The following is a 24,706-nucleotide window of genomic DNA, read 5'->3' as shown; positions in this document are numbered from 1 at the left end:
CTAGAGCTAAAGCAACCGAGGTTAAGAAAGGAATTCAAGCAAATGAGGTTATTATTTATCGGCGATGTTGTCGGTTCGCCGGGTAGAAATATGGTAAAAGAATATCTTGGAAAACTGAAGGATAAATACCGTCCGCAATTTGTCATTATCAATGGTGAGAACGCAGCAGCAGGTCGGGGAATCACAGAGAAGATATACAAGGAATTACTCGAGTATGGTGCAAATATGATCACACTTGGCAATCATTCTTGGGATAACCGAGATATCTTTGAATTTATCGGTGAGGCGAAATACTTAGTTCGCCCAGCGAATTTCCCAGAAGGAACACCTGGGTCAGGACTTAAATTCATTAAGATGAATCAATATGAATTGGCCGTCATCAGTGTTCAGGGGAGAACGTTTATGCCGGCATTGGATGATCCGTTTTTGGCCGCTGATAAACTAGTGGACGAGGCGGCAAAGCGCACGCCATTTATTTTTGTTGACGTCCATGCGGAAGCCACAAGTGAAAAGCAGGCAATGGGCTGGTATTTAGACGGCCGGGTATCTGCGGTTGTAGGAACCCATACACATGTACAGACAGCGGATAATCGCATTCTGCCAAATGGTACAGCTTACATGTCAGACGTCGGGATGACAGGTCCGTATGATGGTATTTTAGGGATGGAAAGAGAAGCGGTTATTAAAAAGTTCCTCACGTCTATGCCAGTGCGTTTTGAAGTGCCAAAAGACGGCCGTGCCATCTTGAGCGGGGTCATTATTGATTTAGACCCAAAAACAGGCAAGGCAGTTAAAACAGAAAGAATCTTAATCAATGAGGACCATCCATTCTTCTATTAATCAAGCATTGGGGGACCGGCTATTTATGGCCGGTCCTTTTTGTATGGCATAACTCATCCGCCCTTTGAATATAGTTAACAGAAAATGCAATTCCACCAGGGGACATGTATTGGAATAAGATGAGGAGGACCAGAAATGGAAATATTAAAAGTATCAGCGAAATCGAATCCAAATTCTGTTGCCGGAGCACTGGCAGGTGTATTGCGTGAAAGAGGTGCAGCAGAAATCCAGGCAATAGGAGCTGGAGCTCTCAATCAGGCAGTAAAGGCAGTGGCGATTGCAAGGGGGTTTGTCGCGCCAAGCGGCGTTGATTTGATTTGTATTCCAGCATTCACAGATATTTTGATCGATGGCGAGGAACGAACAGCGATAAAATTGATTATTGAGCCCAGGTAAGCAATGGATAGAGCGGACTCATGAAGTGATGTTTAGGATATCGACTTCATAAGGGGATGCTCTTTTTTGTTGCTTTTTAGGAGGGTCCGGGGATGAAGATATTTGATGCTCATTGTGATGTTTTAATGAAAACGCTGCTGGAACCAAAGATTGATTTTATTCAAGCTTCTTCCTTGCAGGTAACAAAGGCCGGGATGGTGAAGGCTGGAATAAAAGTGCAGGTCTTTGCCATTTATGTACCAGAAGCGATTCATCCTTCCATGCGGTTTGAAGCGGCTTTAACGATGATTGAGCTTTTTTTTGAGCGAATCATAAAGGGAGCGGGCTTGACGTTTATTCAGCAAGAAGAGGATCTTTTCTCCTTGAAAAACGGAGAGATAGGAGCTGTTTTGGCTCTTGAGGGCTGTGATTGTATTGAGCAGGATCTATTGCGTTTACGAACGCTCCTTAGACTAGGAGTCCGCTCTGTCGGGTTGACGTGGAATCATGCTAACGCTCTTGCTGACGGAGTACTAGAAGAGCGAAACGGAGGGCTGACAAGACTCGGGAAGCAAGCTGTTTCGCTTCTAAGCGAAAGAAACTGCTGGTGTGATGTATCCCATCTTTCAGAAGCGGGTTTTTGGGATTGCCTTACACTTCATAACAAAATCATTGCCTCTCATTCTAATTGTCAATCCATTAGACCTCATCCTCGAAACCTGACGGATGAACAAATTCAAGCGCTTATTCACCACGGGAGTCCAATTGGAATTACGTTTGTCCCAGAATTCCTTACAAATAGACCGAACGCGCGTATTTCTGATGTGATTCAGCATGTAGAGCATATATGCTCACTTGGAGGGGTCAAGCATATTGGTTTTGGATCTGACTTTGATGGGATTGATAATACGGTTATTGGCTTGGAAAGAATAGAGTCCTATGAAAACTTGATCAATGAATTGCTGAGACATTACGCTGAGGAAGATGTACAAGGTTTCTTGTATAAGAATTTCACGAACCGCTTTTGAGGTTATATTTTTATAATTTTTTGACAAATTGTCTGAAAAGGGTTGCGCTTTTTATGGTCTGCCCTTAATATTAAATACGTTTAGATGGTTTCTTTTGATAGATTTGGAAGTATATTCATAAGAGATTTCATGTACGTATTTCTGATGGAATAGAAGGGGTGTAGGGCAAATGATCGATCAACTTTCATGGAAAGTTGGAGGGCAGCAAGGCGAGGGCATAGAAAGTACAGGAGAAATATTTTCGATTGCTTTAAATCGGCTAGGCTATTATTTATACGGGTACCGTCATTTTTCTTCTCGAATCAAGGGCGGTCATACGAATAATAAGATCAGGGTCAGTACGAAAGAAATACGCTCCATTGCAGATGATTTAGATGTTCTGGTTGCATTTGATCAAGAAACAATAGATGTTAACTATAAGGAATTACATAGCAATGGGATCATATTAGCGGATGCTAAATTTGGTCCTGTGGCACCGGCGGATACAAATGCCGTGTTATATGCGGTTCCTTTTACGGAAATCGCCCAGGATTTAGGGACATCCTTGATGAAGAATATGGTGGCTATCGGAGCGTCCAGCGCTGTGCTAGGCCTGAATATTGGCGTCTTCACTGAGGTAATTGATGAGATTTTCGGCCGTAAAGGACCACAGATTGTCGAGAAGAACTTAAATGCTGTCAAGGCAGGCTATGACCATATGATTGAGAAGATGGGCGACAAGGCAGGTGTGCTGCAATTAGCGGAAGCAGATGGCCAGAAGCGTTTGTTCATGATTGGCAATGATGCGATAGCAATGGGTGCTCTTGCAGGAGGAGCGCGCTTTATGGCGGCCTACCCAATCACGCCGGCATCCGAAATTATGGAATATTTAATTAAACATTTACCAAAGTTCGGCGGCACGGTCATCCAGACTGAGGATGAAATTGCCGCTTGTACGATGGCTATTGGCGCCAACTATGCAGGAGTCCGCAGCTTGACCGCATCTGCGGGTCCAGGCCTTTCACTCATGATGGAGGCCATCGGTCTGTCCGGAATTACCGAAACACCGTTAGTCATTGTTGATACGCAAAGGGGAGGCCCTTCTACCGGAATGCCGACGAAACAGGAACAATCCGATTTGATGGCCATGATCTATGGCACCCATGGAGAGATTCCAAAGATTGTCGTAGCGCCAAGCACCGTTCAGGAGGCCTTCTATGATACCGTAGAGGCTTTTAATTTGGCAGAGGAATACCAATGCCCTGTCATCGTCTTATCCGATTTGCAGCTGTCTTTAGGCAAGCAGACTGTTGAACCGCTTGATTTCAGCCGGGTTGAGGTCAGACGCGGTAAATTGATACAAGATGAGTTGCCGGAGATAACAGATAAGTCCTATTTCAAACGATATGAAGTGACAGAAGACGGCATATCTCCACGAACATTGCCAGGTATGAAGAATGGGATTCACCATGTGACAGGCGTAGAGCATGATGAGACTGGAAAGCCATCTGAGGTAGCTTCTAACCGTGTAGCTCAAATGGATAAGCGTATGAGGAAGATTGAATCCGTCCATTTCAAGAACCCCCTTCATGTCCATGCTCCGCATGAAGAGGCAGATTTTCTTTTCGTTGGGTTTAACTCAACAAGGGGAGTGATTGAGGAAGTGATGGAGCGCCTTGAGGCTGATGGCGTGAAGGTTAATCATGTCCATGTCAGGCTCATTCACCCGTTTCCAAGCTCGGAGATTCTGCCGCATATTGAGAAAGCGAAAAGAGTCGTTGTCGTCGAAAATAACGCAACAGGCCAATTGACTAATCTGATGAAGATGAATGTCGGCCATGCTCATAAAATGACGAAGGTATTGAAATATGATGGCAATCCTTTCTTGCCGAATGAAGTATATTTTACATGCAAGGAGCTGGTTTAATTGGCTACATTCAAGGATTTTCGCAATAATGTCAAACCAAACTGGTGCCCTGGCTGTGGAGATTTCTCTGTTCAGGCATCTATTCAGAGGGCTGCAGCTAATGTTGGCCTTGAACCGGATCAATTAGCCGTTATTTCAGGGATTGGCTGTTCAGGCCGTATTTCAGGTTATATTCAGTCCTATGGATTTCATAGCATTCACGGCAGATCCCTCCCTATAGCACAAGGGGTCAAGATGGCAAACCGTGAATTGACCGTTCTTGCCTCAGGCGGGGATGGGGACGGCTTCGCCATTGGAATGGGGCACACGGTCCATGCTATACGGCGAAATATTGATATTACCTATATCGTCATGGATAACCAAATCTATGGATTAACAAAGGGACAAACATCCCCGCGGTCCGCTGCCGGCTTTAAGACAAAATCAACACCGTCAGGCTCCATTGAACAAGCCATCTCACCGATGGAAATGGCTCTGTCAGTTGGAGCAACCTTTGTTGCGCAAAGCTTCTCCAGTGATTTGAAGGACTTAACTGCACTGATAGAGGCCGGAATCCGTCATAAGGGATTCTCCTTGATTAATGTGTTCAGTCCTTGTGTCACGTATAACAAAATCAATACGTATGATTGGTTTAAGGAGAATTTAACAAAGTTAAGCACAATTGAAGGTTATGACCCTCATAATAAGGAAATGGCCATGCAGACATTAATGCAGCATGATGGGCTCGTGACGGGCTTAATCTATCAAAATACTGAACAGCCATCTTATCAGGAATTGGTATCCGGCTATTCAGAAGAACCATTATCCGAAGCAAATTTAACCTTAACACAGGATGATTTTGATCGCCTAACCGCGGAATTCATGTAATGGAATCCTAATCTTTCTTCATCAATATATATTAGGCAGGAACGCGATAATCCAGGGCGCTCCTGCCTTTTATTATGCTTTTCCTGTTCCTGCGAATCTTTCATAAGCAGGGATTATACAGTGATTGCCAAGAGAGGGATAATTTTAGCTGTTTGTACCATTGCTTCAGGGGAAATAGAGTATAAATATACTTTTTTATGAATGTCGTATGAAAGGCAGAATCTGTATGAATAAGACAGCAATGATTTTTACTGCAGCCATGTTTCTATCTGTATCCGTCTTGATTATTAATAACGGGGATTCTTATCATTCAAATGCCGAGGCAAAGATAAGTTTTTACTGGAATGAAATTGACGAAGGGGAATTACAGGAAGATAGCCTGTTTGGTCTTTTTTCCATCCTGGGCTTTGATAAGCCGTATATTAGGCAATTTACCGGTGCCATTTGTTTATTGCTTGCGTGGCTTCTGTACAGCTCAGGAGGGGATTGACATGATGACAAACAAAAGAATAGTGATTTTACTGCTGTCTTTTATAGGGCTGTATCTTTTGTTATCTCCTTTGGTAAATGTTATAAGGGATAGGTACTTAGCACAGGAGGTCTATGAAGTGGAGGAAGGTCAGATTTCCAGCAGTGCTGAGAATCAACAGAGCGGGAAAAACGATAATAAGAATAAGATCACAGAACCGCCATATGAGGATGGAGACATCATCGGTCAATTGATTATTCACAAGCTTGGCTTGGAAATTCCAATTGTGGAGGGGGTCCTTCAGAAAGACTTACAGAATGCGGTGGGGCATTTAGTGGAGACGGCCTATCCGAATGAAGGAGGCAATATCGTGATTGCCGGATTTAGAACGACTGATTCGGGTCCGTTATTTAATAAGCTGACAAGGCTTGAGGTGAAAGATCAGGTTGAGATTATTGATTTTCAACAAACATACATATATGAGGTAACAAATATTTGCATCATTGATAAGGACGAACAAGAGGATTTGCTCGATGAAATCAATGAGCAGCTGGCACTTGTCACAAGCACATGTGATGGAGCGGGAAGGATTGTTGTTATCGCCAATAAGGAAGAGAGATGAGGAACTGCATGATCTAAATGGATCATGACAGTTCTTTTTTTTGCCTTGAAATAAGCAGAGAAGCATCATTATTTGCCCTGTATAGGGAGATGTCTGGAAAAATTATCATAAAAAAATATCCATCATAGAGGCAGTTGTCTATACAGGGAGGAAACGCCCTTTACAAAAGATGGTAACTATTCTAAAATTTCTGTGATATTGAGCTGTCGTAAAGGATGTGTATGCAAGTTGGATGGGAAAATGAAGGCAATTGTAAAAACCAAAAGGGGTTATGGTGCTGAATTAGCAATGATTGATATTCCATCAATCCAGGATGATGAGGTGCTCATTAAAGTGAAGGCCACCTCCATTTGCGGAACAGATGTGCATATTTATACGTGGGATGACTGGGCCAAGAACAGAGTGAATCCCCCTTATGCGTTCGGACATGAATTCTCAGGTGAAGTTGTGGAAGTGGGGGCTGCTGTTTCGGGTATCCAAATAGGGGAGAATGTATCGGCAGAAACCCATATTATTTGCGGGAGATGTCCTCAATGCATGACAGGGCAATTCCATATTTGTCAGGAAACAAAAATTATTGGGGTGGATACACAAGGCTGCTTTGCTGAATATGTAGCCCTTCCGGCAAAGAATGTATGGGTAAACCCGAAGGATATGCCGGCTGCCATGGCTTCAATACAAGAGCCGATGGGAAATGCCGTTCATACGGTTCTCTCAGGAGAGGTTACCGGCAAGAGCGTTGCCATCATCGGGTGCGGACCAATTGGCATTATGGCAGTGGGAGTAGCTAAAGCCGCTGGTGCATCGAAGGTGATTGCACTTGATGTGAATGAATATCGATTGGAGCTTGCCAAAGGCATGGGAGCGAGTGCTGTCGTTAACTCTGCAAAGGAAGATGTTTTAAACCAAATGAAGCGGTTGACAGATGGATATGGTGTCGATGTCGTTTGTGAAATGAGCGGTCATCCAGAAGCCATCAATCAAGGATTTAAGATGGCGACAAATGGCGGAAGGGTTTCTATTCTAAGTCTTCCTGTCAAGCCGGTTTCTATTAATATTACGGATGATATTGTGTTTAAGGGGTTGACGGTACAAGGTATTACAGGAAGACAGATGTTTAAGACATGGGAACAAGTCTCTCGGTTATTGGAATCAGGCTTAGTAGATGCTGGAAAGGTCATTACACATCAATTTCCGCTCGAGGAGTTTGAGAAAGGCTTTGATTTGATGATCAAAGGGCAGTGCGGCAAGGTAGTCTTATTGCCATAATGAAAGGTAACGATAAATGATTAGTGAGGAGGAATTGGGGATGAAGGGTTTTGAGTATTTGCAGGCTGAGCTTGATGATATGAAGGAAAAAGGGGTGTTTCGCACACTCGTGCATTTGGAAACGGCTCAAGGGTCGAAGGTTCAAATTGATGGGAAATCGGTTATTCAATTATCATCAAATAATTATCTGGGCTTAACAGCTCATCCTAGGCTGCGTGAGGCAGCACTGGAAGCCGTCAAGACATATGGAGCAGGTACAGGATCGGTAAGGACGATTGCGGGTACATTCAATATGCATGGAGAGCTTGAGCGAAAGCTTGCTGAATTTAAGCATACGGAAGCGGCATTAGTCTTTCAATCGGGCTTTACGACGAATCAAGGTGTTCTTTCTGCTATTTTGACAGAAAAGGATGTTGTCATTTCCGATGAGTTAAACCATGCCTCAATCATTGACGGAATACGTTTGACAAAGGCAGCCCGCCGGGTTTATTCACACGTCAACATGGAGAGCCTTGAAGTAGCCTTGAAGGAAACACAATCCTATCGGAGGCGCCTGATTGTAACGGATGGTGTCTTCTCCATGGATGGCAATATCGCTCCCCTTCCTGCTATTGTAGAATTGGCGGAGAAATATGACGCCCTTGTGATGGTTGATGATGCTCATGCCTCTGGTGTTTTAGGAAAGAACGGACGAGGAACGGTCAATCATTTTGGGCTGGACGGTCGAGTTCATATTCAGGTCGGTACGCTAAGCAAGGCAATCGGTGTTCTTGGAGGCTATGTGGCAGGCCCCAAGACCTTGATTGATTATTTAATTCATAAAGGCCGTCCCTTCCTCTTCAGCACCTCCCATCCGCCCGCAGTGACGATGGCGAATATAGCAGCAATTGATGTGCTGCTGTCTGAGCCTGAGCTGATTGATAAACTATGGGAGAATACACGGTTTTTTAAAGAGGGACTTCATAAGCTTGGCTACGACACAGGAAGCAGCATGACACCCATAACACCTGTCATTGTCGGAGATGACAAGGCAGCATACGAGCTGTCCGATCGATTGTTTGAGTATGGGGTTTTTGCACAAGGGATTGTCTTCCCAACGGTTGCGAAAGGGAAAGCGAGAGTCCGAACAATCGTGACAGCAGAACACACGCGTGAGGAATTGGCCGAAGCGTTACGCATATTTGAACAAGCAGGAAAGGAATTGAAGCTAATAAAATAGCGTTTTAATAGAAGTCACTTGGTGCGAATCAGGTGGCTTTTTATATTTTTCGGCGAGGGATTTGACGGCATTTCGTTTGCTCGTTGATTTTTGGGGAAATATTGGTAAGGAGAGAGTGAGAAGCCCTGCAAAAGATCATTGGGGAAGGAGTAAGTTAGAGGAATGAATAACCGTAAAGTATCAAGTGAACTTGCATCATGGCTGAAGGCTATTCTAATCGCGGTTATTGTAGTGCTTGTTTGCCGTCAATTTGTCTTCACACCCACAACGGTTAAGGGGAAATCAATGATGCCAAGTCTACAGGATGGCAATCGTGTCATCCTTAGCAAGATTACCCATATCGACCGCTTTGACGAAGTTGTATTCCATGCGACCGATTCACCGGATAAATATGTCAAACGGATTATCGGCCTTCCTGGAGATAAAGTGGAAATGAAGAATGACACCTTATACATTAATGACAAGCCATACGAAGAAGAATATCTAGATGAGCTTAAATCCAGCCTGGATGACGCTGGTCTATTTACGGAAGATTTCACATTAAAGGAACTGACCGGTGAAGAAGTCGTTCCGGAAGGAGAAATGTTCGTATTAGGAGATAATCGCCCAAATAGTAAAGATAGCCGTGTGTTCGGATTTGTTCCGATGGAGCGGATTGTTGGAGAAGTAAAGATACGCTATTGGCCGATTAAGGATATAGGGATTGCCTTATAGGATAGTCACAGCCGTGCTCAACTGCTTGAGTACGGCTTTTTCTTTCCTCTAGTGCTATATTGTGAAATTTCGCTAAAAGCTTTATACTTACTTAATGTAAACTTACCTATTACCAATCAAATGGAATTCGATCCATAGATGATGATATTGGATAGAAAGGGGATTTTTTATGAACGAACAGCAACGATTAGATTCGGCCGCTGCTAAATCTGAAAAGAAACCTGATAAGGATTACAGTAAATATTTTGAAGCTGTCTATATGCCTCCTTCATTAAAGGATGCAAAGAAGCGCGGGAAAGAAACGATAAGTTACCATCAAGATTTCAGCATCCAAGACCAATACAGCCGCATGGGAGAAGGGCGTAAATTCTATATTCGCACGTACGGCTGCCAAATGAATGAGCATGATACAGAGGTGATGTCCGGAATCTTAATGGCTTTAGGATATGAACCGACGGACAAGGTGGATGAGGCTAATGTGGTGCTGCTGAATACCTGTGCCATCCGTGAAAATGCAGAGAATAAGGTATTCGGTGAGCTTGGCCACTTGAAAAGCTTAAAAAGAAATAAACCGGATTTATTGCTCGGTGTATGTGGATGTATGTCTCAGGAAGAATCAGTCGTTAATAAGATTCTACAAAAGCATGCGTTTGTCGATATGATTTTTGGCACTCACAATATTCATCGTTTGCCTGAAATTCTGATGGAAGCCTATATGTCTAAGGAAATGGTCGTTGAGGTTTGGTCTAAGGAAGGCGATATTATCGAGAATCTTCCGAAGGTGCGTAAAGGAAATATTAAAGCTTGGGTCAATATTATGTATGGCTGTGATAAGTTTTGTACATATTGTATCGTTCCTTACACACGAGGGAAGGAACGAAGCCGGAGACCAGAGGATATTATTCAAGAGGTCCGCAGCCTGGCAGCTCAAGGATATCAGGAAATCACCTTGCTAGGTCAAAATGTAAATGCTTACGGAAAAGATTTTGAAGACCGTGATTATCGTTTAGGTGATTTAATGGAGGATATCCGCAAGATTGACATACCGCGTATCCGCTTTACGACAAGCCATCCGCGTGATTTTGATGATCACCTGATTGAAGTGCTGGCTAAGGGAGGCAATATGATGGACCACATCCATCTGCCTGTACAGTCTGGTAATAACGAAGTATTAAAGATCATGGCTCGAAAGTATACCCGTGAGCAATATTTAGAGCTTGTCAGGAAAATCAAGGAAGCGATTCCGGATGTGAGTTTAACGACGGATATCATTGTCGGTTATCCAAATGAAACGGATGAACAATTCGAAGAAACACTCTCCTTGTATAAAGAAGTGGAATATGATCTTGCGTATACATTTATTTATTCACCGCGAGAGGGCACTCCTGCAGCGAAGATGAAGGATAATGTGCCGATGGAAGTGAAAAAACAACGGCTGCAGCGCTTGAATGCTGTTGTCAATGAAACGGCACTCAAGAAAAATAAGCAATATATCGGACAGGTTCTGGAAGTGCTTGTTGAAGGGGAAAGCAAGAACAATCCAGATGTACTTGCAGGCTATACGACGAAGAATAAGCTAGTCAACTTTGCTGGAGATAAATCTTCTATTGGCAAGATTGTCAAGGTCAAAATTACCGATGCAAAAACATGGTCACTAAATGGAGAGATTGCTGTTGAGCCGGAAACAGAAATTATAGGGGTAAAGGCGGGAGTATAAATGGAAAAATTCACGAAAGAACAAATTATTGATAAGGCAAGAGATTTAGCACGGATGATTTCAGAAACAGAAGAAGTAGATTTCTTCAAAAGAGCAGAAGAACAAATCAATGGCAATCAAACGGTTGCTGAACTTATGTCTGTCATTAAGGGGCTTCAAAAGCAGGCGGTCAACTTCCAGCATTATGGAAAGACAGAAGCATTGAAGAAGACGGAGGAAAAGCTGGCGAAAGTGGAAAGAGAGCTTGATGAAATTCCTGTCGTTCAGGAATTTAAGCAATCACAGGTGGAGGTAAATGACATGCTGCAAATGGTTGCAAACGTCATTTCCAATACGGTTACAGACGAAATCATCAAATCCACAGAAGGTGACCTTCTCCATGGAAAGACAGGCTCTAAGCTAAAAAGCGAAGAGGGCAGCCACAGCTGTTAATAAAAGAATCCAGTACGGTACTTTTACCTTACTGGATTCTTTTTTTGTTCTGCTTTCCCTTGCCATTCACAATAAATCATGGCTTCTTGTACATACTAACAAAAAATAACGGCTTAATAGGAGTTAGCTATGATCAAGAAATGTATATATACAGTCTTATGGGCACTAGGGATGTTCCTGCTTTTTTTGGCCCTGCTTTTAACCTGGATTCATCATGATATTCGAAAAGGGAGGGAGGCTGCTAAGGATGACAGCAGCCCGGTTATCTACCCCGTAAGGCAGAGTAACTTCGAGTTATTTACCGAATGGGATACATTTTATCCGCAGTTCGCTCGGGATATTGAACAGGCGAAGGAGTATGTGTATATCCATTTCTTTTCGATTGGAAGCGGGGAAGCCAGTGATCGGTACTTTGATTTATTAAAGAAAAAGGCAAAAGAAGGAGTACAGGTGTATTATTCTGTTGACCGCGCTGGTTCTCTTAAGGGAAATCGAGCATGGTTCAAGAAGCTTGAGGAAGCAGGTGTCCATGTCACCTACAGCAATGATCCTCATTTTCCGCATATTTGGTATACCATTCAGCACCGTAATCACCGCCGTATAGCCATTATGGATGGCAAGGTGGCTTATACAGGCGGAATGAACGTCGGAGAGAAGTATACGAAATCAAGCTGGCATGATTATCAGCTGCGGATGACAGGGGAAGGCATACAGGATTTTGAAAAGCAATTCTGTCATGACTGGAAAATAAACACGGGAGAATCCCCGCCTCTGCACACGGTACGGGCTTCTGCAGGCGTCACCCCGCATTACTTGAAATCGTATTCAAGCGGGTATGAGGTAGTCAATGATCTTATTCAGGCCTTTCATTCAGCTAAGGAGGATATTATCATTGCCACGCCTTATTTTATCCCGGATAATGAAGACTTCATGGATGCGCTCAAGAAGGCTAAGAAGCGGGGAGTAGAAATCACGATTATGTGGCCGAAGCATTCAGACGGCCTTATGCTCACGCAAGCTGCTTATCCCTTTGTGAAAGAGGCACTCAAAAATGGAATGAACGTATATCAATATGAAAAGGGAATATTTCACGGAAAGCTAGTGCTGATCGATCGCAAATACCCTCTCATTGGAACAGTGAATATTGATTCTCGCTCCTTACGCTTAAATGATGAAATGACGCTGTTTATGGATGATTCTCCATTTACGGATCGTATCATTAATCAAGTGGAGCGAGATTTGGATGACTCATCTAAAATTACGCTGGATTATTTCAAAAAGCTTTCGACAAAGGACAAAATCCTCATGAAAATTGCCAAATGTGTTGATTATTATTTATAATAGACCTATCGACAAGAGCGAACACCAAAATTGGGAATCGCTCTTTTTTTGATAACGATTCAAATCCAGCTGAAGGGAGCAAGGAAATGAGTAAAGTGAAATGGGGAATTTTAAGTACGGCTAACATTGGACAAACACAAGTTATTCCTGCCATCAACCGTTCAAAGCTGGGGGAAGCAATCGCTATCGCAAGTTTGAGCGGAAGAGCACAGGAGGCAGCCGACAAACTGGGCATACCAAAGGTTTATGAATCCTATGAGGCACTATTGAGTGATGAAGAGATTGATGCCGTCTACATTCCGCTCCCAAATCATCTCCATGCCAAATGGGTAATGGAGGCAGCAAAAGCCGGCAAGCATGTGCTTGTCGAAAAGCCTGCTTCATTGACAGCGCATGAAATGGAAGAGATGTTGGATGTATGTAACCGTCATGGTGTCATTTTCATGGAAGCATTCATGTATCAATTCCATGCCCAGCATAAGCGGGTTAGGGATATATTGAAAACGGGTGAGATTGGCGAAGTGAAATATATGTATGCCAGCCATTCTTTTTTCCTTGATGATGAGGAAAATATCCGCCTTTCACCAGAAAAGGGCGGGGGTGCATTATATGATGTAGGCTGTTACAATATCCATGCTTTCCGTCATATCCTGCAGGCTGAACCAAAAGAGGTGCGAGTATTCTCTAAAATGAATAATCCTTATCATATTGATATGACGACAACCGGACATCTTTGGATGGATAATGGCGTTCAGGCCATGTTTGATTGCAGCTTCGAGATGAAAACGAGGGATGAGTACAGGGTAGTAGGTACGAAGGGAGAGATTATCTGCCAGCATGCCTATCGTCCAGATCGTAAAGACCATAAAGGGACCTTGGTCATCAAAACGAATGAGGAAACAAGAAAAGAAATCATCTCCTGTGATCAATACCTTATGCAGGTGGAGCATTTTGCTGAGTGTGTGATTGAAGGGAAACAACCGCAATATACGGGGACTGATACCTTGCAGAATATGAAGGTGATTGACGCTTGCTATGAATCCATCCGGACAAATCAAACCGTAACCCTTCTCTAAGTAACCGAAGCTGATCTAATAAGCTCCATAAAGGAGTTCTTTGGATCAGCTTCTTTTCATACTAAGGCTGATGGCAGACAAACTGTTCAAACGAATCAAACCTAACCAAAAAAAGCAGGCAGAATCCTAAATGGGAATTCTGCCTGCATAGGCTGATATGGTTTAATCACCAGCCGCGGGAAGCACCGCCTCCGCCTGATGAACCTCCTCCTCCGCCTCGAGAGCCGCCCCCGCCTCTACCTCCGCCGTTTCTTGCGATTGCCGAGAGTATATGAAGCAGCATGTACGTAAAGGTCCCGCCAAAGAAGGTCATGTCGATGATAATAAAGATGATAATGATGGCTGCAATCAAGATTTTTTTCCAAGTGGCCATTCCGCTTTCTTGGCCCGCGTTGCTGGAATTCTCCGTTAAGCTATAGTCACTGATAGAATCAGCCGTTTCATCAAGACCATATTCAGCAGCTACCTCGTTAAATAATTGCTCATATGTAAGGATGATAGCTTGGTCAGGCTTGCCCTCTTTCCAATATGGCATTGTGTATTCATCAAGGATACGGCCAACCTTGCCATCCGGCAGTGCACCCTCAAGTCCATAGCCGACTTCAATCCGGGCTGATTTATCGGAGTCGTTTTCCTCAAAGGCCATGAGAAGAAGAACGCCATTTTCCAGTTCCTTGTCACCAAGACCATATTTCCGGAACGCTTCAAGTGCATATTCTTCTGGAGTGGAACCATCTAAAGAATCAATGGTCAGCACAGCAATTTGTGCTTTTGTCTGATCCTCCAGTTTTCTTCCTAATTGATTGAGTCCTTGCTTTTGTTGTTCAGATAAGATTCCGGCAAAATCTTGAACATAAATATCCCCTTTAGGTTCCGGGACTTCAGCATGAATGATATTCCCTGCGAAGCTTGATGCAATCACTGCAAGCATGCTCAGAATCAGGAATAGTTTTTTGCACATCAGTCTGTACCAAAATCAACTGTCGGAGCTTGATCAGCGCCTTCAGAAGAACGGAAATATTCCTTTTCATCAAAATTGAACACACCCGCAATCATGGAACCTGGGAATCGCTTAACCTTTTTGTTATAGGAAGCCACTTGATCGTTATAATCCTTGCGAGCTACCGCAATACGATTTTCGGTGCCAGCCAGCTCATCCATTAATTGCTGATAATTCTTGTTAGCCTTCAGGTCAGGGTAATTCTCAACCACAACAAGTAATCGATTTAAAGCACCAGTTAATTCATCATTGGCAGTTGCCTGATCTTCAGGGGTTCTGGCGCCGGCTAAATTTGCCCGTGCCTGTGTGACATCATTAATGACTGATTCCTCATGGGATGCATACCCTTTAACTGTGTTTACTAGGTTGGGAATCAAATCAGCTCTTCTTTGCAGCTGTGTCTCAATTTGGGAATAAGATTGATCGACGTCTTCCTCAGCTGAAACAAAGCCGTTATAGCTGGAGGCAAACATGGCAATCAGGATGCCTACCACAGCAATGCCGCTGATAAGGATAATTGTTCCTCTTTTCATACTGTACACTCCTTTCAATTCATAACCTATATAACGTTTCACATGCGGAAAGGTTTCACTTCACCATTTTACCCTGAAAACAGCTTCTGCAACCTTCTAGCAAACGTTGTTTAAATTTGGCAGGGTTAGGGGATAACATGCTAAAGGGACGGAGAGAGAAGGAGGGATAAGATGAATTGGAAGGTATGGAATACGATTGTTTTCGTGTTGGTAATTGCCATGAATGCACTTGCTAATCTTCTCCCCATCAATGGGAAGACAACAGGAGAAATATCTAATCAAATCAATGTATTAATTACACCGGCAGGATATGCCTTTTCTATATGGTCGCTCATTTATATACTGATTGGCATTTGGATAATCCGCCAGTTCATCGGTGACAGGGGAGAATCTCCTGTATATACAAATACATGGCCTTGGTTTATCATGAGCGGTTTATTCAATATCGGGTGGCTTCTTGTATGGCATTATGAATTGTTCCTGTTAAGTATTGTGTTTATGCTGATGTATTTGATCAGTCTCATCATGCTATATAGAAGGCTGACTGAAGCACGAGCCACAATCCTTGAAAAGGCTCCCTTTTCCATTAATCTTGGCTGGATTAGTGTGGCGACGATTGTCAATATCGCTTATGTGCTGAAAGTGAATGGCTGGAATGGGTTTGGGCTGACTGATGAGATATGGACAATGATCATGCTTGCTATAGGAGCTGTTCTGGCAGTCCTATTCAGGATAAGGGAAGGGGATTTTCTCTACCCGCTTGTTTTCGTATGGGCTTATATAGCGATTGGAGTAAAGAATATGGGGGAAGCTGAAATGGCGGCATTTACGGCCTTTATAGCAGCCGTTGTTATTCTTATAGCCGATATAATCCCTTGGCGAAAAAAAAACTAGGAGACTCAAGGCATGTGCCGGGTCTTATTTACTTTGTGGGAACCGTCATTTTGTTTCTCTTTTGAAAGCAAGAAAATTTGAACGGCTGTGCAGGGTACAAGACCAATTAATGGAGCTGTTATGGATGAAGCTATTCATAGGGGGCTGCTAGACGATAAGATTCAGACAGAGGGGAATGGTCGAGTTAATCTCAAGTGAAAAGCAAAGTGATAATCAAAGGATGCCCAGTCTTAAACCATTATTGATAGGGGAAAAGGAGCGCTCAGAATAACGCTCCTTTTTCTTATGCTTATATGGATACTTCCTTCATTTCATTCTTTGCATAAAGACGGTACATCAAGAGATAGATACCAGCTGAAAGGAAAGCGACGACTGCTAAGATATAGGTCGTTTCCCGGGAGCCAATCAAGCCCGTTAAAGTAATGGATAGAGGAGCTAGTACTCGGCCAATGCTGAAACGGAGCTGTGCGGCTGAGAAATACATGGCTCGCTGATGCTTTGGCGCAATGACAGAGACGAAATTCTGGGCTATTCCAACGGTCATCAGCTCAGCAAGGCTGAAGATGATAATACTCACGATATACATCCATGGATAAGGGAATAAGCCCATTAATAGAATGGATATCCCATATAAGATTGAGGAGCCGGCGAATACATATTTCTCCCGATAAGTCATCATCCACTTCGTCACAAGAACGGTGCATAGAGCGACAATTCCGCCATTTAACGCCACAACAAAGCCGAAGAGCTCTGTTGCGCTCAAGGAGACAATCAAATTTCCTAAGGAAAGCAAGGTTGCTTCATCTACGGTCTCGGTAATATGTATGGGTATGAATAAATCCAATTGCATAAAGGTTTGCGAAACCAGGATTCCAGCGAGAATAAAAAGCAGCAATACCCGATCGGTAAATATAACTCGGTAATCAGCAAACTGTCCTTTGACGACCTGCTTGAAGCTGAGTGATTTGCTGGTTGCTGCTTCTCTGTCAGGAATGGTTTCCCGAGAGAAGAAGTAGAGGAGCAGGAATAAAAAGATCGCTCCGCAAGTAACAATCACAAGCAGCCAGAATCGGTGATTGGTGAAGAAAATGGCCCCTATTATCGGACCAACGACGACCGCAATATTAGTCATCATATAAAAGATGGAAAATACATAGCTTCTATTCTTGGGCTCAACCACATCCGCAACCATTGCCTGGGCTGCAGGCTGATAAATATTCGAAAATAAACTAGCAATGGTAAAGCCAATAAAGCCAAACATAGCTGAATCAATGGCAGGGTGACTGGCTAAAGCGAAGATGCCGTAACCCATGGCCTCCCCTCCAATAGCGATGAGCATCATTCGTCTCCTTCCGAAGTGGTCGGCAAAAAAGCCTCCGAATAATCCACAGACAACCGCGATTACTTGTGACAGCATCAAAAGTGCACTTGCGGTTGTGATTCCCATTGTCTCTGCAAAATAAATGGCAAGGAAGGGAAAGACCATCCAAAAAGCTATTTGTACAAATGCCTCACCAAGCAAACGAACCTTCAGGTTGGTGTCCCAATGTCTAATACTCATATGTTTACTCCTTCTACTGGTATCTGTTTCTAGTGAGCTGTTTAATAGTAAATAAAAAATTATCGCACTATTATTTATTCTTATATAATAGATGATTCTTGTAAACACTTAAATTATTTTAAAATGCTCTGTTAATTTCAATGGTAGTTCTACAGCAGGTGAAACCAAGAGGTCCTCTCTGTCCGCTAATCCAGCAGTCCATCGCCTAAAACGTATTGAGCGTAGTTCTACTATCGGCATTCATCTTTAACAGAGCCAAAAAAAAAGAACCTCTTTACAGAGGAACTGTTCATGGGGCGATTTTGACCCCATAATTTCGCAGGGCCTGCTTTAATGTGCTTGAGGTGGAAAAATGACTTAAGTTAATGCCTGATTGGATTGTATAGAGTGCGACCTCCGGTTTCATTCCTGAAATGGTGGCGGAAATACCGAGAAGCTTGAGCATTTTGGTTAATCTGGAGAGCTGCTCTGAGATGAGGACGTCAATGACGGGGATACCGGACATATCGATGAAAAGATGATTGACCTCGAGATGAATACACTGGTTTGGGACAGCCTTTAGAACAAATTCGAATCGTTCAGAATCCATCTGTCCGGTTAAAGGGAGGACGCCGATTTGATTGATTAATGGAATAACAGCCGTACTCAACTCATTGATAAGCCGCTGTTGTTCAGACAATTGACGGTTCTTGTATGTATCCATCCGGTGGATAAAATGAGATAGCATCCGGTCAAATCCTTCATTAATGAGAGAAAACCAATGACAGGTGATGCCGAGGGTCAGCTCTTTTCCTTGGCTAAGGATAAATTGTTCAATATATTGACAATAGATTCGACGGTCATGTGTTAGAAGGTCGGCAAGGTAAGAAACAGAGATATTCAACTGTAAGCTTCTTTTCATGACAATGTCTGCCCATTCTTTCAAATGTGATTCGAAAAATCGAGAGCTGTCCAACAGACGGCTGTTAATTGTTTTAACGGTAGTGTTGGCTATTTCTTTTAATATATCTGCCGGCAGGCTCTCGCGGTTGGTGTCCATTTGGATCATATCATTCAGAATGGATTCATGATTATCTTTTAAAAAGTCATACAGTTGGATATCTGTTAGTGGTTTCATTTGATTTCCCCAATTCTTAATTTAATCTCTCCATTGGCGTTGTTAAGCCTAGTGTATCGTATGATTTCAAAATTCGATACTTACAAATAATTTAAGGGGGGTTAGAAGAGGGGGCTATTTCTGTAGCTAACGGTCGAAAATTCTTGATGAATAAACGTTCTTTTTGAAAAAAGTCGGCAAAAAGAGGAGAAAATCCTACCTTCAAAAGGCGTTCATACCCTTTTTGAAGAGATTTTTCAAGCGGATTATGCGAAAGCTCTATTGTATCCTTACCGATGTCGAATTGGATAGGTGTCGAAAAATTTTCATCTATTTCTTGAAAGAAAGGGTAAAAATTTGTGAGATTACCAAATATTGATTAGAATATAAGAGAGTGTTGATATTCTTTGTTAGCAATAAGGGTAAATAATAAAGACTGAATATTCAGAACAACACGATCGATTAGCGACGAGGAGGGATTTGATGGTCACAAAGCAGGATACAAGTTTGCCCCTTCGCAAGGAAGTTAAAATGCTTGGCAATATTCTAGGGGAAATATTAATCTATCAAGGCGGACAAGAACTGTTTGATACAGTTGAACGAATCAGAATCATGTGTAAGTCCCTTCGTCTTCATGTCGAGGATGAGACATACCATGAATTAAAGAAAGAAATTGCTTCCCTATCACCATTGATGAGGATGCAGGTTATTCGAGCATTTTCTGTTTATTTTCATTTAATCAATGCAGCGGAACAGAATCATCGAATAAGACGACGCCGTGATTACCAATTAAATTCAGAGGATGAGCAGCCTGGTTCCATTGAACAGGCGATTCAATCCATGAAGGATAAACAAATATCCGGAGAAATTATCCAAGATGTTCTTAAACGTTTGTCATTAGATTTAATTATCACAGCCCACCCGACTGAAGCGACGAAGAGATCGGTTCTTGAGATACAGAAAAGGATATCCAATCTGCTTATTCGTTTAGACAGTCCTCTCTTGACGAACAAGGAAAGAAAGAATATTGAGGAAAGCTTATATAATGAGATTACGACATTATGGCATACAGACGAATTAAGGGATCGAAAGCCGACTGTTATTGATGAGGTTCGTAACGGACTCTATTATTTTGATAAGATCTTTTTTGATGTGCTTCCGGAAATACATCAAGAGGTGGAGGACAGCCTGAAGGAACATTATGAGGATGATGACTGGAATGTGCCGACATTTCTCCGTTTTGGATCATGGATTGGCGGAGATAGGGATGGCAATCCCTTCGTAACGCCTGAAGTGACATGGGAGACATTGACAAGACAACGTGGCCTTGTTCTGAGAAAGTATGAGAAAGTATTAATTGAATTAATGAAACGCTTATCGCATTCCAGTGCGAGAGCCCCAATAAGTGATGCTATTTTGCAATCGGTCGAATACGGCGAGTCAAACTATATAGCAGCAGATAAAAGATGGCCTGTACATAATGAAACCTATCGTCGTATGCTTGCTATTGTAATCGAAAGACTGCGAATGGTTGGTGAAAGCTCTCTAGGATATAAAAGCGCCAATGAACTACTGGACGATTTACAGATGATCAAGGAAAGTATTTATGGTCACCACCCAAAAGCGCATGAATTGAAGCTTCTTCAGAAACTTATCCGTCAGGTTCAATTATTTGGATTCCATCTTGGTACATTGGATATCCGGAATCATAGTGAAGAGCATTCTGCCGCATTAACGGAAATATTGAAGAAGGTTAATATAGAGAAGGATTATCAGGCACTTACAGAAGAGAAGAAGCTGGATTTGCTTGAGAACCTGCTGACAGACCCCCGGCCATTATTGCTCGCTCGTGAGGAATACAGCGAGGAAACGTGGGAAATGATTGAGGTATTTGACCTGATCAAGAGAGCACATAAAGAATTTGGAAAGGAATCAATCCGTGTTTATATTGTCAGTATGACCAGATCAGCGAGTGATTTGCTTGAAGTGCTGCTGCTGGCCAAGGAGGCAGGACTATATAGACGCCATGTTGATGGGACAGTTGAGAGCGATTTGAATGTTGCCCCTCTGCTTGAGACGATTGAGGATCTATCCAATGGTTCAGCCATCCTTCAGACACTGCTGCAAATGCCGGTATATCGTGAGCATTTACGCATCTTGAATAACCAGCAGGAAATTATGCTGGGCTATTCAGATGGAAGTAAGGATGGAGGCACATTGACAGCAAATTGGAAGCTGTACAAGGCCCAGATTGAACTGCATGATATAGCGAAGGAATATAGTGTATCAACGAAGTTTTTCCATGGACGCGGCGGTTCACTTGGCAGGGGCGGCGGTCCGCTTAGCCGAAGCTTATTATCACAACCGCTTGAAACGCTTGGGGATGGAGTGAAGATTACCGAACAAGGCGAGGTTCTCTCATCTCGCTACCTCATTAAAGATATAGCTTCCCGTTCACTGGAACAAGCGGCTTCAACCTTGATTGAAACGGCGGCTAATGTGTCGAAACGTTCGGAGCAAGGTCATTTCCGTGATCCATCGTGGGTGAGAGCAATGGAGGAAATTTCGGACATTTCCTATCAGAAGTATCAATCTCTTGTATTCCATGATGAAGGTTTCTTAACTTATTTCAACCAAGCTACTCCTCTAAAGGAAATCGGTGAGCTCAACATCGGTTCAAGGCCAATGGCGAGAAAAAATAGTGACAAGTTTGAGAACTTAAGAGCCATTCCATGGGTGTTTGCCTGGACGCAAAGCAGGCAGCTATTCCCTGCCTGGTATGCAGCCGGATCCGGCTTAATGAGATATGTAGAACAGGCACAGGGAAATATTCATATCTTGAGAGAAATGTATCAGGACTGGCCATTTTTCCGTTCCACGGTCGATAATTTACAAATGGCACTTATGAAGGCAGATTTAAAGACTGCGAAGGAATATGCTGCTTTAACAAGTGATCCGGAGATTGGGACAAGAATCTTTGCTAATATTGTAGAAGAGTACAACCTAACGAAGAGGGTGCTGCTTGATATTACCGGTGATGAGGAACTTCTTGAGCAAACGCCGAATATTAAGGATTCGGTTCACCGCCGTAATCCATATGTTGATCCTCTGAACTTCATACAGGTGCACTTAATCCATGAATTACGGGAAAAGGACGGGAAAGATACGGATTTGCTTATCCAGGTTTTGCACACAATCAATGGTATAGCTGCAGGGCTTCGTAATACGGGTTGATTAATGCAGATATTCAGTAGGGATGTCACTCCCTTCTGCGAAAGAGGCGGGGAATCATTATGGTTCTTCGCCTTTTATGCTGTTTTAAATCGTGCGGGCTAAAGGAATTGGGTAAAGCGGCAAGGATGCAGTCGGTTGAAGAATGAAAGATAAGATGGGGAGTGATAGTGATGATAGCTAAAAAAATATGGCGGTTACTAGGGCCAATTATTTTAATCAGTTCCGTTGCAGCAGGATGTTCCATTAATGAAACGGATTTAGAAGAAGTAAAAGGTGCTGGCCTTACATATAGTGAGTATTTCAAATCCTTTGACGAGCTGGACGAGAGGGAAAACATTCATTACTACAAACCTATATCACTTAGCGACGGAGAATCCTCTTTACTAAATGATATAGAAGAGAGGATGAATCCGTTTAATTCCGAAAAGCTGCCCTTCCATGTTGATGAGGAAAAAGCGTATTTGGTGACCTCAAAGGATGAGAAAGGTAAACCCAAGGATGAGGTTCAATTGAGCTATTTCGGAAGCACATCAGAGGAGTTTTTTATCATTTCTGTCACAGAGGTAGATGAGAATCCGCTTAAAGGATATGTTTATGCGGATAGCTATGATTCAATAGGAAACCAATTGAAAAAAGAAATTCTAACGGATGATTTACCGATTTATCAGCAGATTGTGACAACAAATAGTGCTTTATTATACTCCTACTATGATTATGATGAAACGAATAATCGTATTGATACTGTTGGGACGGCAGCTAATGAAATGTATGCTTATTATAATAAGTGTATTTATCATATCGGTTATCTCATCGACCAAGAAAAGAATACAGAGGAAATGCAGGAAAGGATGCTTCATTTAGCCCGTGAATATATTTTAGGAAGTCATTTGTAAGCATGCACTGAAGACAACTGAATCTTTAAAGCCGACCGCTTTCAATTGGAGCGGTTTTTTTGCTTCTTTACACGCTAATAGTCTATATAGAAGAATCACAAAGGAGTGTTTTAACAATCAGTGTATCTGAATGATAAACAAATCCTTAAGAAAAGAAAAAGGGAAAATTTGGAGAATTCAGAAAGTTGGTGTATAATATTGGAAATAATAGGATTATAGTCCTGTTACTAAAGGTGGAGGTGTGGAGGGTGAAATAATACACGAGACTGCCAAATAAACTCCTTTGCTTACCGAAGAGACAGAATTATTACTCGCTTGACCATTTTTGTAGAGTAGGTGGATAGGATGGATGATTTATTAAATCAATACATAGGGGTTGGGACTCAAGCTCTGTTTCCAGTATTTGAAAACGGGTATCCGCTAACGAAGGTTTATTCCGTTAGCGGCGAATCAATTATACAAATGTCTACCATTCAGTTGATTAAGGAAAGTATTATTCGGTATGGTTCCGATTATGATGGAGCAATGAAGAGCTCGAAACATCATTTGGGTAAAAGCTATGTACTTCCGCTGCAAATCAGTGGTCATTATAAGATTTATATGTTTCCAACAAAAGCTTGCCTTCAAGCGGACTGTGTTTGGATTGCTCTTGATCATTATAAGGGCTGTGAGAAGGTGGACAATCAACATACTCGCATTTATTTATCTCATAATACTTCTATTATTGTTGAATGTAAGGCTACAATCCTCATGCATCGTTTCAATAAAGCCTTAACCTTAAAAAACAAGATTGATAACTTTCTTATAAGCATGAAATCCTGATAGAAGAAACCCGCTGTATTTGGCGGGTTTTTCTTTATAATATCCCAAAATGTGTTACTATATAATTATTCAGAATTTTCTATACATAATAGTACTTTAGGGTATTTTTTTAGAAAATAGGAAATAGGACACTGTTTTTTGAAAACTTAATTGATTCTCAATACTAAATGTGATAAATTCTATGTATAAAGTTATAATTTACACTTTTTTAAATATTTATATGGTATAAAAGTCATGTTATCTCAAAGAGTCATTAGGAGGAGAAGAAAAATGGAAAAGGGGCAACCCAATGAAAATTTACTCGCAAATATGGCTAATATTGGTGATGTGGTAGAGTTTAAACGTCGAGATTTAAATATCATTGGAAAGGTATCACTAGTGAAGGAACTATCTTGCATTGTTGATATCGACTTGGATGTAGCAACTTATTTCGGCTATGAGACTCCTAAAACGGTTGTTCGCCATGGTAATTACAAAATTATTTCCAGTCCAGAAAGTGTCTATAGCAGCAAACTTCATGCTGCTGAACTGTAATGTGTAAATCTCCATAACATAGGTAAAATAGGCAAGAGTGTATACATACTGAATAGGGAGAATGATTCAATTATGGATAGTACCTTGATTATGCCCAAAAGAATGAGTTTGGCCATGTCACTCATGCTATCATAATAATAGTTAGACCCCTATTTTTTGCACCCAGTGAAGACTGGGTGTTTTTTTTGTTTATTTACAATAATTGGTAGGAAATCCCGGTGTATTTGGAGAAATAAAACACGGAGCGGGCTTCAGCATCATAGG

General features: G+C 42.2%; 23 protein-coding genes. 19 read left to right on the top strand and 4 right to left on the bottom strand.

Features of this window, described 5'->3' with window-relative positions; all coding sequences use genetic code 11:
* The first annotated feature begins 42 nt into the window (after nt 1-42).
* The 14 genes from AC622_RS12530 to AC622_RS12465 all read left to right on the top strand — a co-directional run bounded on the left by AC622_RS12530 (nt 43) and on the right by AC622_RS12465 (nt 13,875).
* Complete coding sequence (locus AC622_RS12530) at nt 43-840, top strand: TIGR00282 family metallophosphoesterase (protein WP_049671362.1); 798 nt, start codon at nt 43-45, stop codon at nt 838-840.
* A gap of 135 nt (nt 841-975) precedes the next feature.
* The gene (spoVS, locus tag AC622_RS12525; protein ID WP_029281188.1) at nt 976-1,236 is read left to right on the top strand and encodes a stage V sporulation protein SpoVS; all 261 of its coding nucleotides are present in this window, start codon (nt 976-978) and stop codon (nt 1,234-1,236) included.
* 92 nt (nt 1,237-1,328) lie between these two features.
* Complete coding sequence (locus AC622_RS12520; RefSeq protein ID WP_049671361.1) at nt 1,329-2,243, top strand: dipeptidase; 915 nt, start codon at nt 1,329-1,331, stop codon at nt 2,241-2,243.
* A 169-nt stretch (nt 2,244-2,412) separates the two neighbouring features.
* A complete protein-coding gene (locus AC622_RS12515; protein ID WP_049671360.1) occupies nt 2,413-4,149 on the top strand; it encodes a 2-oxoacid:acceptor oxidoreductase subunit alpha in 1,737 nt (578 codons plus the stop codon).
* Complete coding sequence (locus tag AC622_RS12510; protein ID WP_049671359.1) at nt 4,150-5,016, top strand: 2-oxoacid:ferredoxin oxidoreductase subunit beta; 867 nt, start codon at nt 4,150-4,152, stop codon at nt 5,014-5,016.
* Between the two features lie 226 nt (nt 5,017-5,242).
* Entirely contained in the window at nt 5,243-5,506 is a 264-nt protein-coding gene (locus tag AC622_RS21255; protein ID WP_049671358.1) for a hypothetical protein, read from the top strand.
* Between the two features lie 118 nt (nt 5,507-5,624).
* On the top strand, nt 5,625-6,107 hold the full coding sequence (locus AC622_RS21250) for a sortase (protein ID WP_197089938.1): 483 nt from the start codon (nt 5,625-5,627) through the stop codon (nt 6,105-6,107).
* 240 nt (nt 6,108-6,347) lie between these two features.
* Nucleotides 6,348-7,376: an L-threonine 3-dehydrogenase gene (gene tdh / locus AC622_RS12495; RefSeq protein ID WP_049672947.1), complete on the top strand. Its 1,029-nt coding sequence runs from the start codon at nt 6,348-6,350 to the stop codon at nt 7,374-7,376.
* 40 nt (nt 7,377-7,416) lie between these two features.
* Nucleotides 7,417-8,595 carry a glycine C-acetyltransferase gene (locus tag AC622_RS12490; protein ID WP_049671356.1) on the top strand — a complete coding sequence of 393 codons (1,179 nt, stop codon included), beginning with the start codon at nt 7,417-7,419 and terminating at the stop codon, nt 8,593-8,595.
* A 162-nt stretch (nt 8,596-8,757) separates the two neighbouring features.
* Nucleotides 8,758-9,309, top strand: coding sequence for a signal peptidase I (gene lepB, locus AC622_RS12485; protein ID WP_049671355.1), 552 nt, complete (start codon nt 8,758-8,760; stop codon nt 9,307-9,309).
* A gap of 169 nt (nt 9,310-9,478) precedes the next feature.
* Nucleotides 9,479-11,026, top strand: coding sequence for a tRNA (N6-isopentenyl adenosine(37)-C2)-methylthiotransferase MiaB (gene miaB / locus AC622_RS12480; protein ID WP_049671354.1), 1,548 nt, complete (start codon nt 9,479-9,481; stop codon nt 11,024-11,026).
* Nucleotides 11,027-11,458 carry a RicAFT regulatory complex protein RicA family protein gene (locus tag AC622_RS12475; protein ID WP_049671353.1) on the top strand — a complete coding sequence of 144 codons (432 nt, stop codon included), beginning with the start codon at nt 11,027-11,029 and terminating at the stop codon, nt 11,456-11,458.
* A 129-nt stretch (nt 11,459-11,587) separates the two neighbouring features.
* Complete coding sequence (locus AC622_RS12470; protein ID WP_049671352.1) at nt 11,588-12,799, top strand: phospholipase D-like domain-containing protein; 1,212 nt, start codon at nt 11,588-11,590, stop codon at nt 12,797-12,799.
* An 86-nt stretch (nt 12,800-12,885) separates the two neighbouring features.
* Nucleotides 12,886-13,875, top strand: a complete 990-nt coding sequence (locus AC622_RS12465; protein WP_049671351.1) for a Gfo/Idh/MocA family protein — start codon at nt 12,886-12,888, stop codon at nt 13,873-13,875.
* A gap of 166 nt (nt 13,876-14,041) precedes the next feature.
* On the opposite strand, the gene AC622_RS12460 is transcribed toward AC622_RS12465, so the two are convergent.
* Nucleotides 14,042-14,836, bottom strand: coding sequence for a TPM domain-containing protein (locus AC622_RS12460; RefSeq protein ID WP_053103759.1), 795 nt, complete (start codon nt 14,834-14,836; stop codon nt 14,042-14,044).
* On the bottom strand, nt 14,836-15,408 hold the full coding sequence (locus tag AC622_RS12455) for a LemA family protein (protein ID WP_049671350.1): 573 nt from the start codon (nt 15,406-15,408) through the stop codon (nt 14,836-14,838). Before AC622_RS12455 ends, AC622_RS12460 begins: the two co-directional genes overlap by 1 nt.
* 171 nt (nt 15,409-15,579) lie before the next feature.
* Here AC622_RS12455 and AC622_RS12450 point away from each other — a divergent pair, with 171 nt between their 5' ends.
* Nucleotides 15,580-16,302, top strand: coding sequence for a hypothetical protein (locus AC622_RS12450; protein ID WP_049671349.1), 723 nt, complete (start codon nt 15,580-15,582; stop codon nt 16,300-16,302).
* 289 nt (nt 16,303-16,591) lie between these two features.
* Here the strand turns inward: AC622_RS12450 and AC622_RS12445 are convergent, their stop codons facing one another.
* Both AC622_RS12445 and AC622_RS12440 read right to left on the bottom strand, forming a co-directional pair.
* Nucleotides 16,592-17,863 (bottom strand): MDR family MFS transporter, encoded by a 1,272-nt coding sequence (locus AC622_RS12445; protein WP_049671348.1) that lies wholly within the window; start codon nt 17,861-17,863, stop codon nt 16,592-16,594.
* A 289-nt stretch (nt 17,864-18,152) separates the two neighbouring features.
* Nucleotides 18,153-18,980: an STAS domain-containing protein gene (locus tag AC622_RS12440; protein ID WP_049671347.1), complete on the bottom strand. Its 828-nt coding sequence runs from the start codon at nt 18,978-18,980 to the stop codon at nt 18,153-18,155.
* A gap of 462 nt (nt 18,981-19,442) precedes the next feature.
* Between AC622_RS12440 and ppc the strand changes: the two genes are divergently transcribed.
* The 4 genes from ppc to AC622_RS12420 all read left to right on the top strand — a co-directional run bounded on the left by ppc (nt 19,443) and on the right by AC622_RS12420 (nt 24,442).
* Nucleotides 19,443-22,193, top strand: coding sequence for a phosphoenolpyruvate carboxylase (gene ppc / locus AC622_RS12435; RefSeq protein ID WP_049671346.1), 2,751 nt, complete (start codon nt 19,443-19,445; stop codon nt 22,191-22,193).
* A gap of 170 nt (nt 22,194-22,363) precedes the next feature.
* Entirely contained in the window at nt 22,364-23,086 is a 723-nt protein-coding gene (locus AC622_RS12430) for a hypothetical protein (protein ID WP_049671345.1), read from the top strand.
* 345 nt (nt 23,087-23,431) lie between these two features.
* Nucleotides 23,432-23,908 carry a competence protein ComK gene (locus AC622_RS12425; protein WP_049671344.1) on the top strand — a complete coding sequence of 159 codons (477 nt, stop codon included), beginning with the start codon at nt 23,432-23,434 and terminating at the stop codon, nt 23,906-23,908.
* A gap of 270 nt (nt 23,909-24,178) precedes the next feature.
* Nucleotides 24,179-24,442, top strand: coding sequence for a DUF2187 family protein (locus tag AC622_RS12420; protein ID WP_231589526.1), 264 nt, complete (start codon nt 24,179-24,181; stop codon nt 24,440-24,442).
* Nucleotides 24,443-24,706 lie beyond the last annotated feature (264 nt).

It is taken from the genome of Bacillus sp. FJAT-27916 (genome assembly GCF_001183965.1).
Classification (GTDB): Bacteria; Bacillota; Bacilli; order Bacillales; family Pradoshiaceae; genus Pradoshia.
Note: the sequence above shows the minus strand (reverse complement) of the source record. Positions and strands in the feature narration are given on the sequence as shown.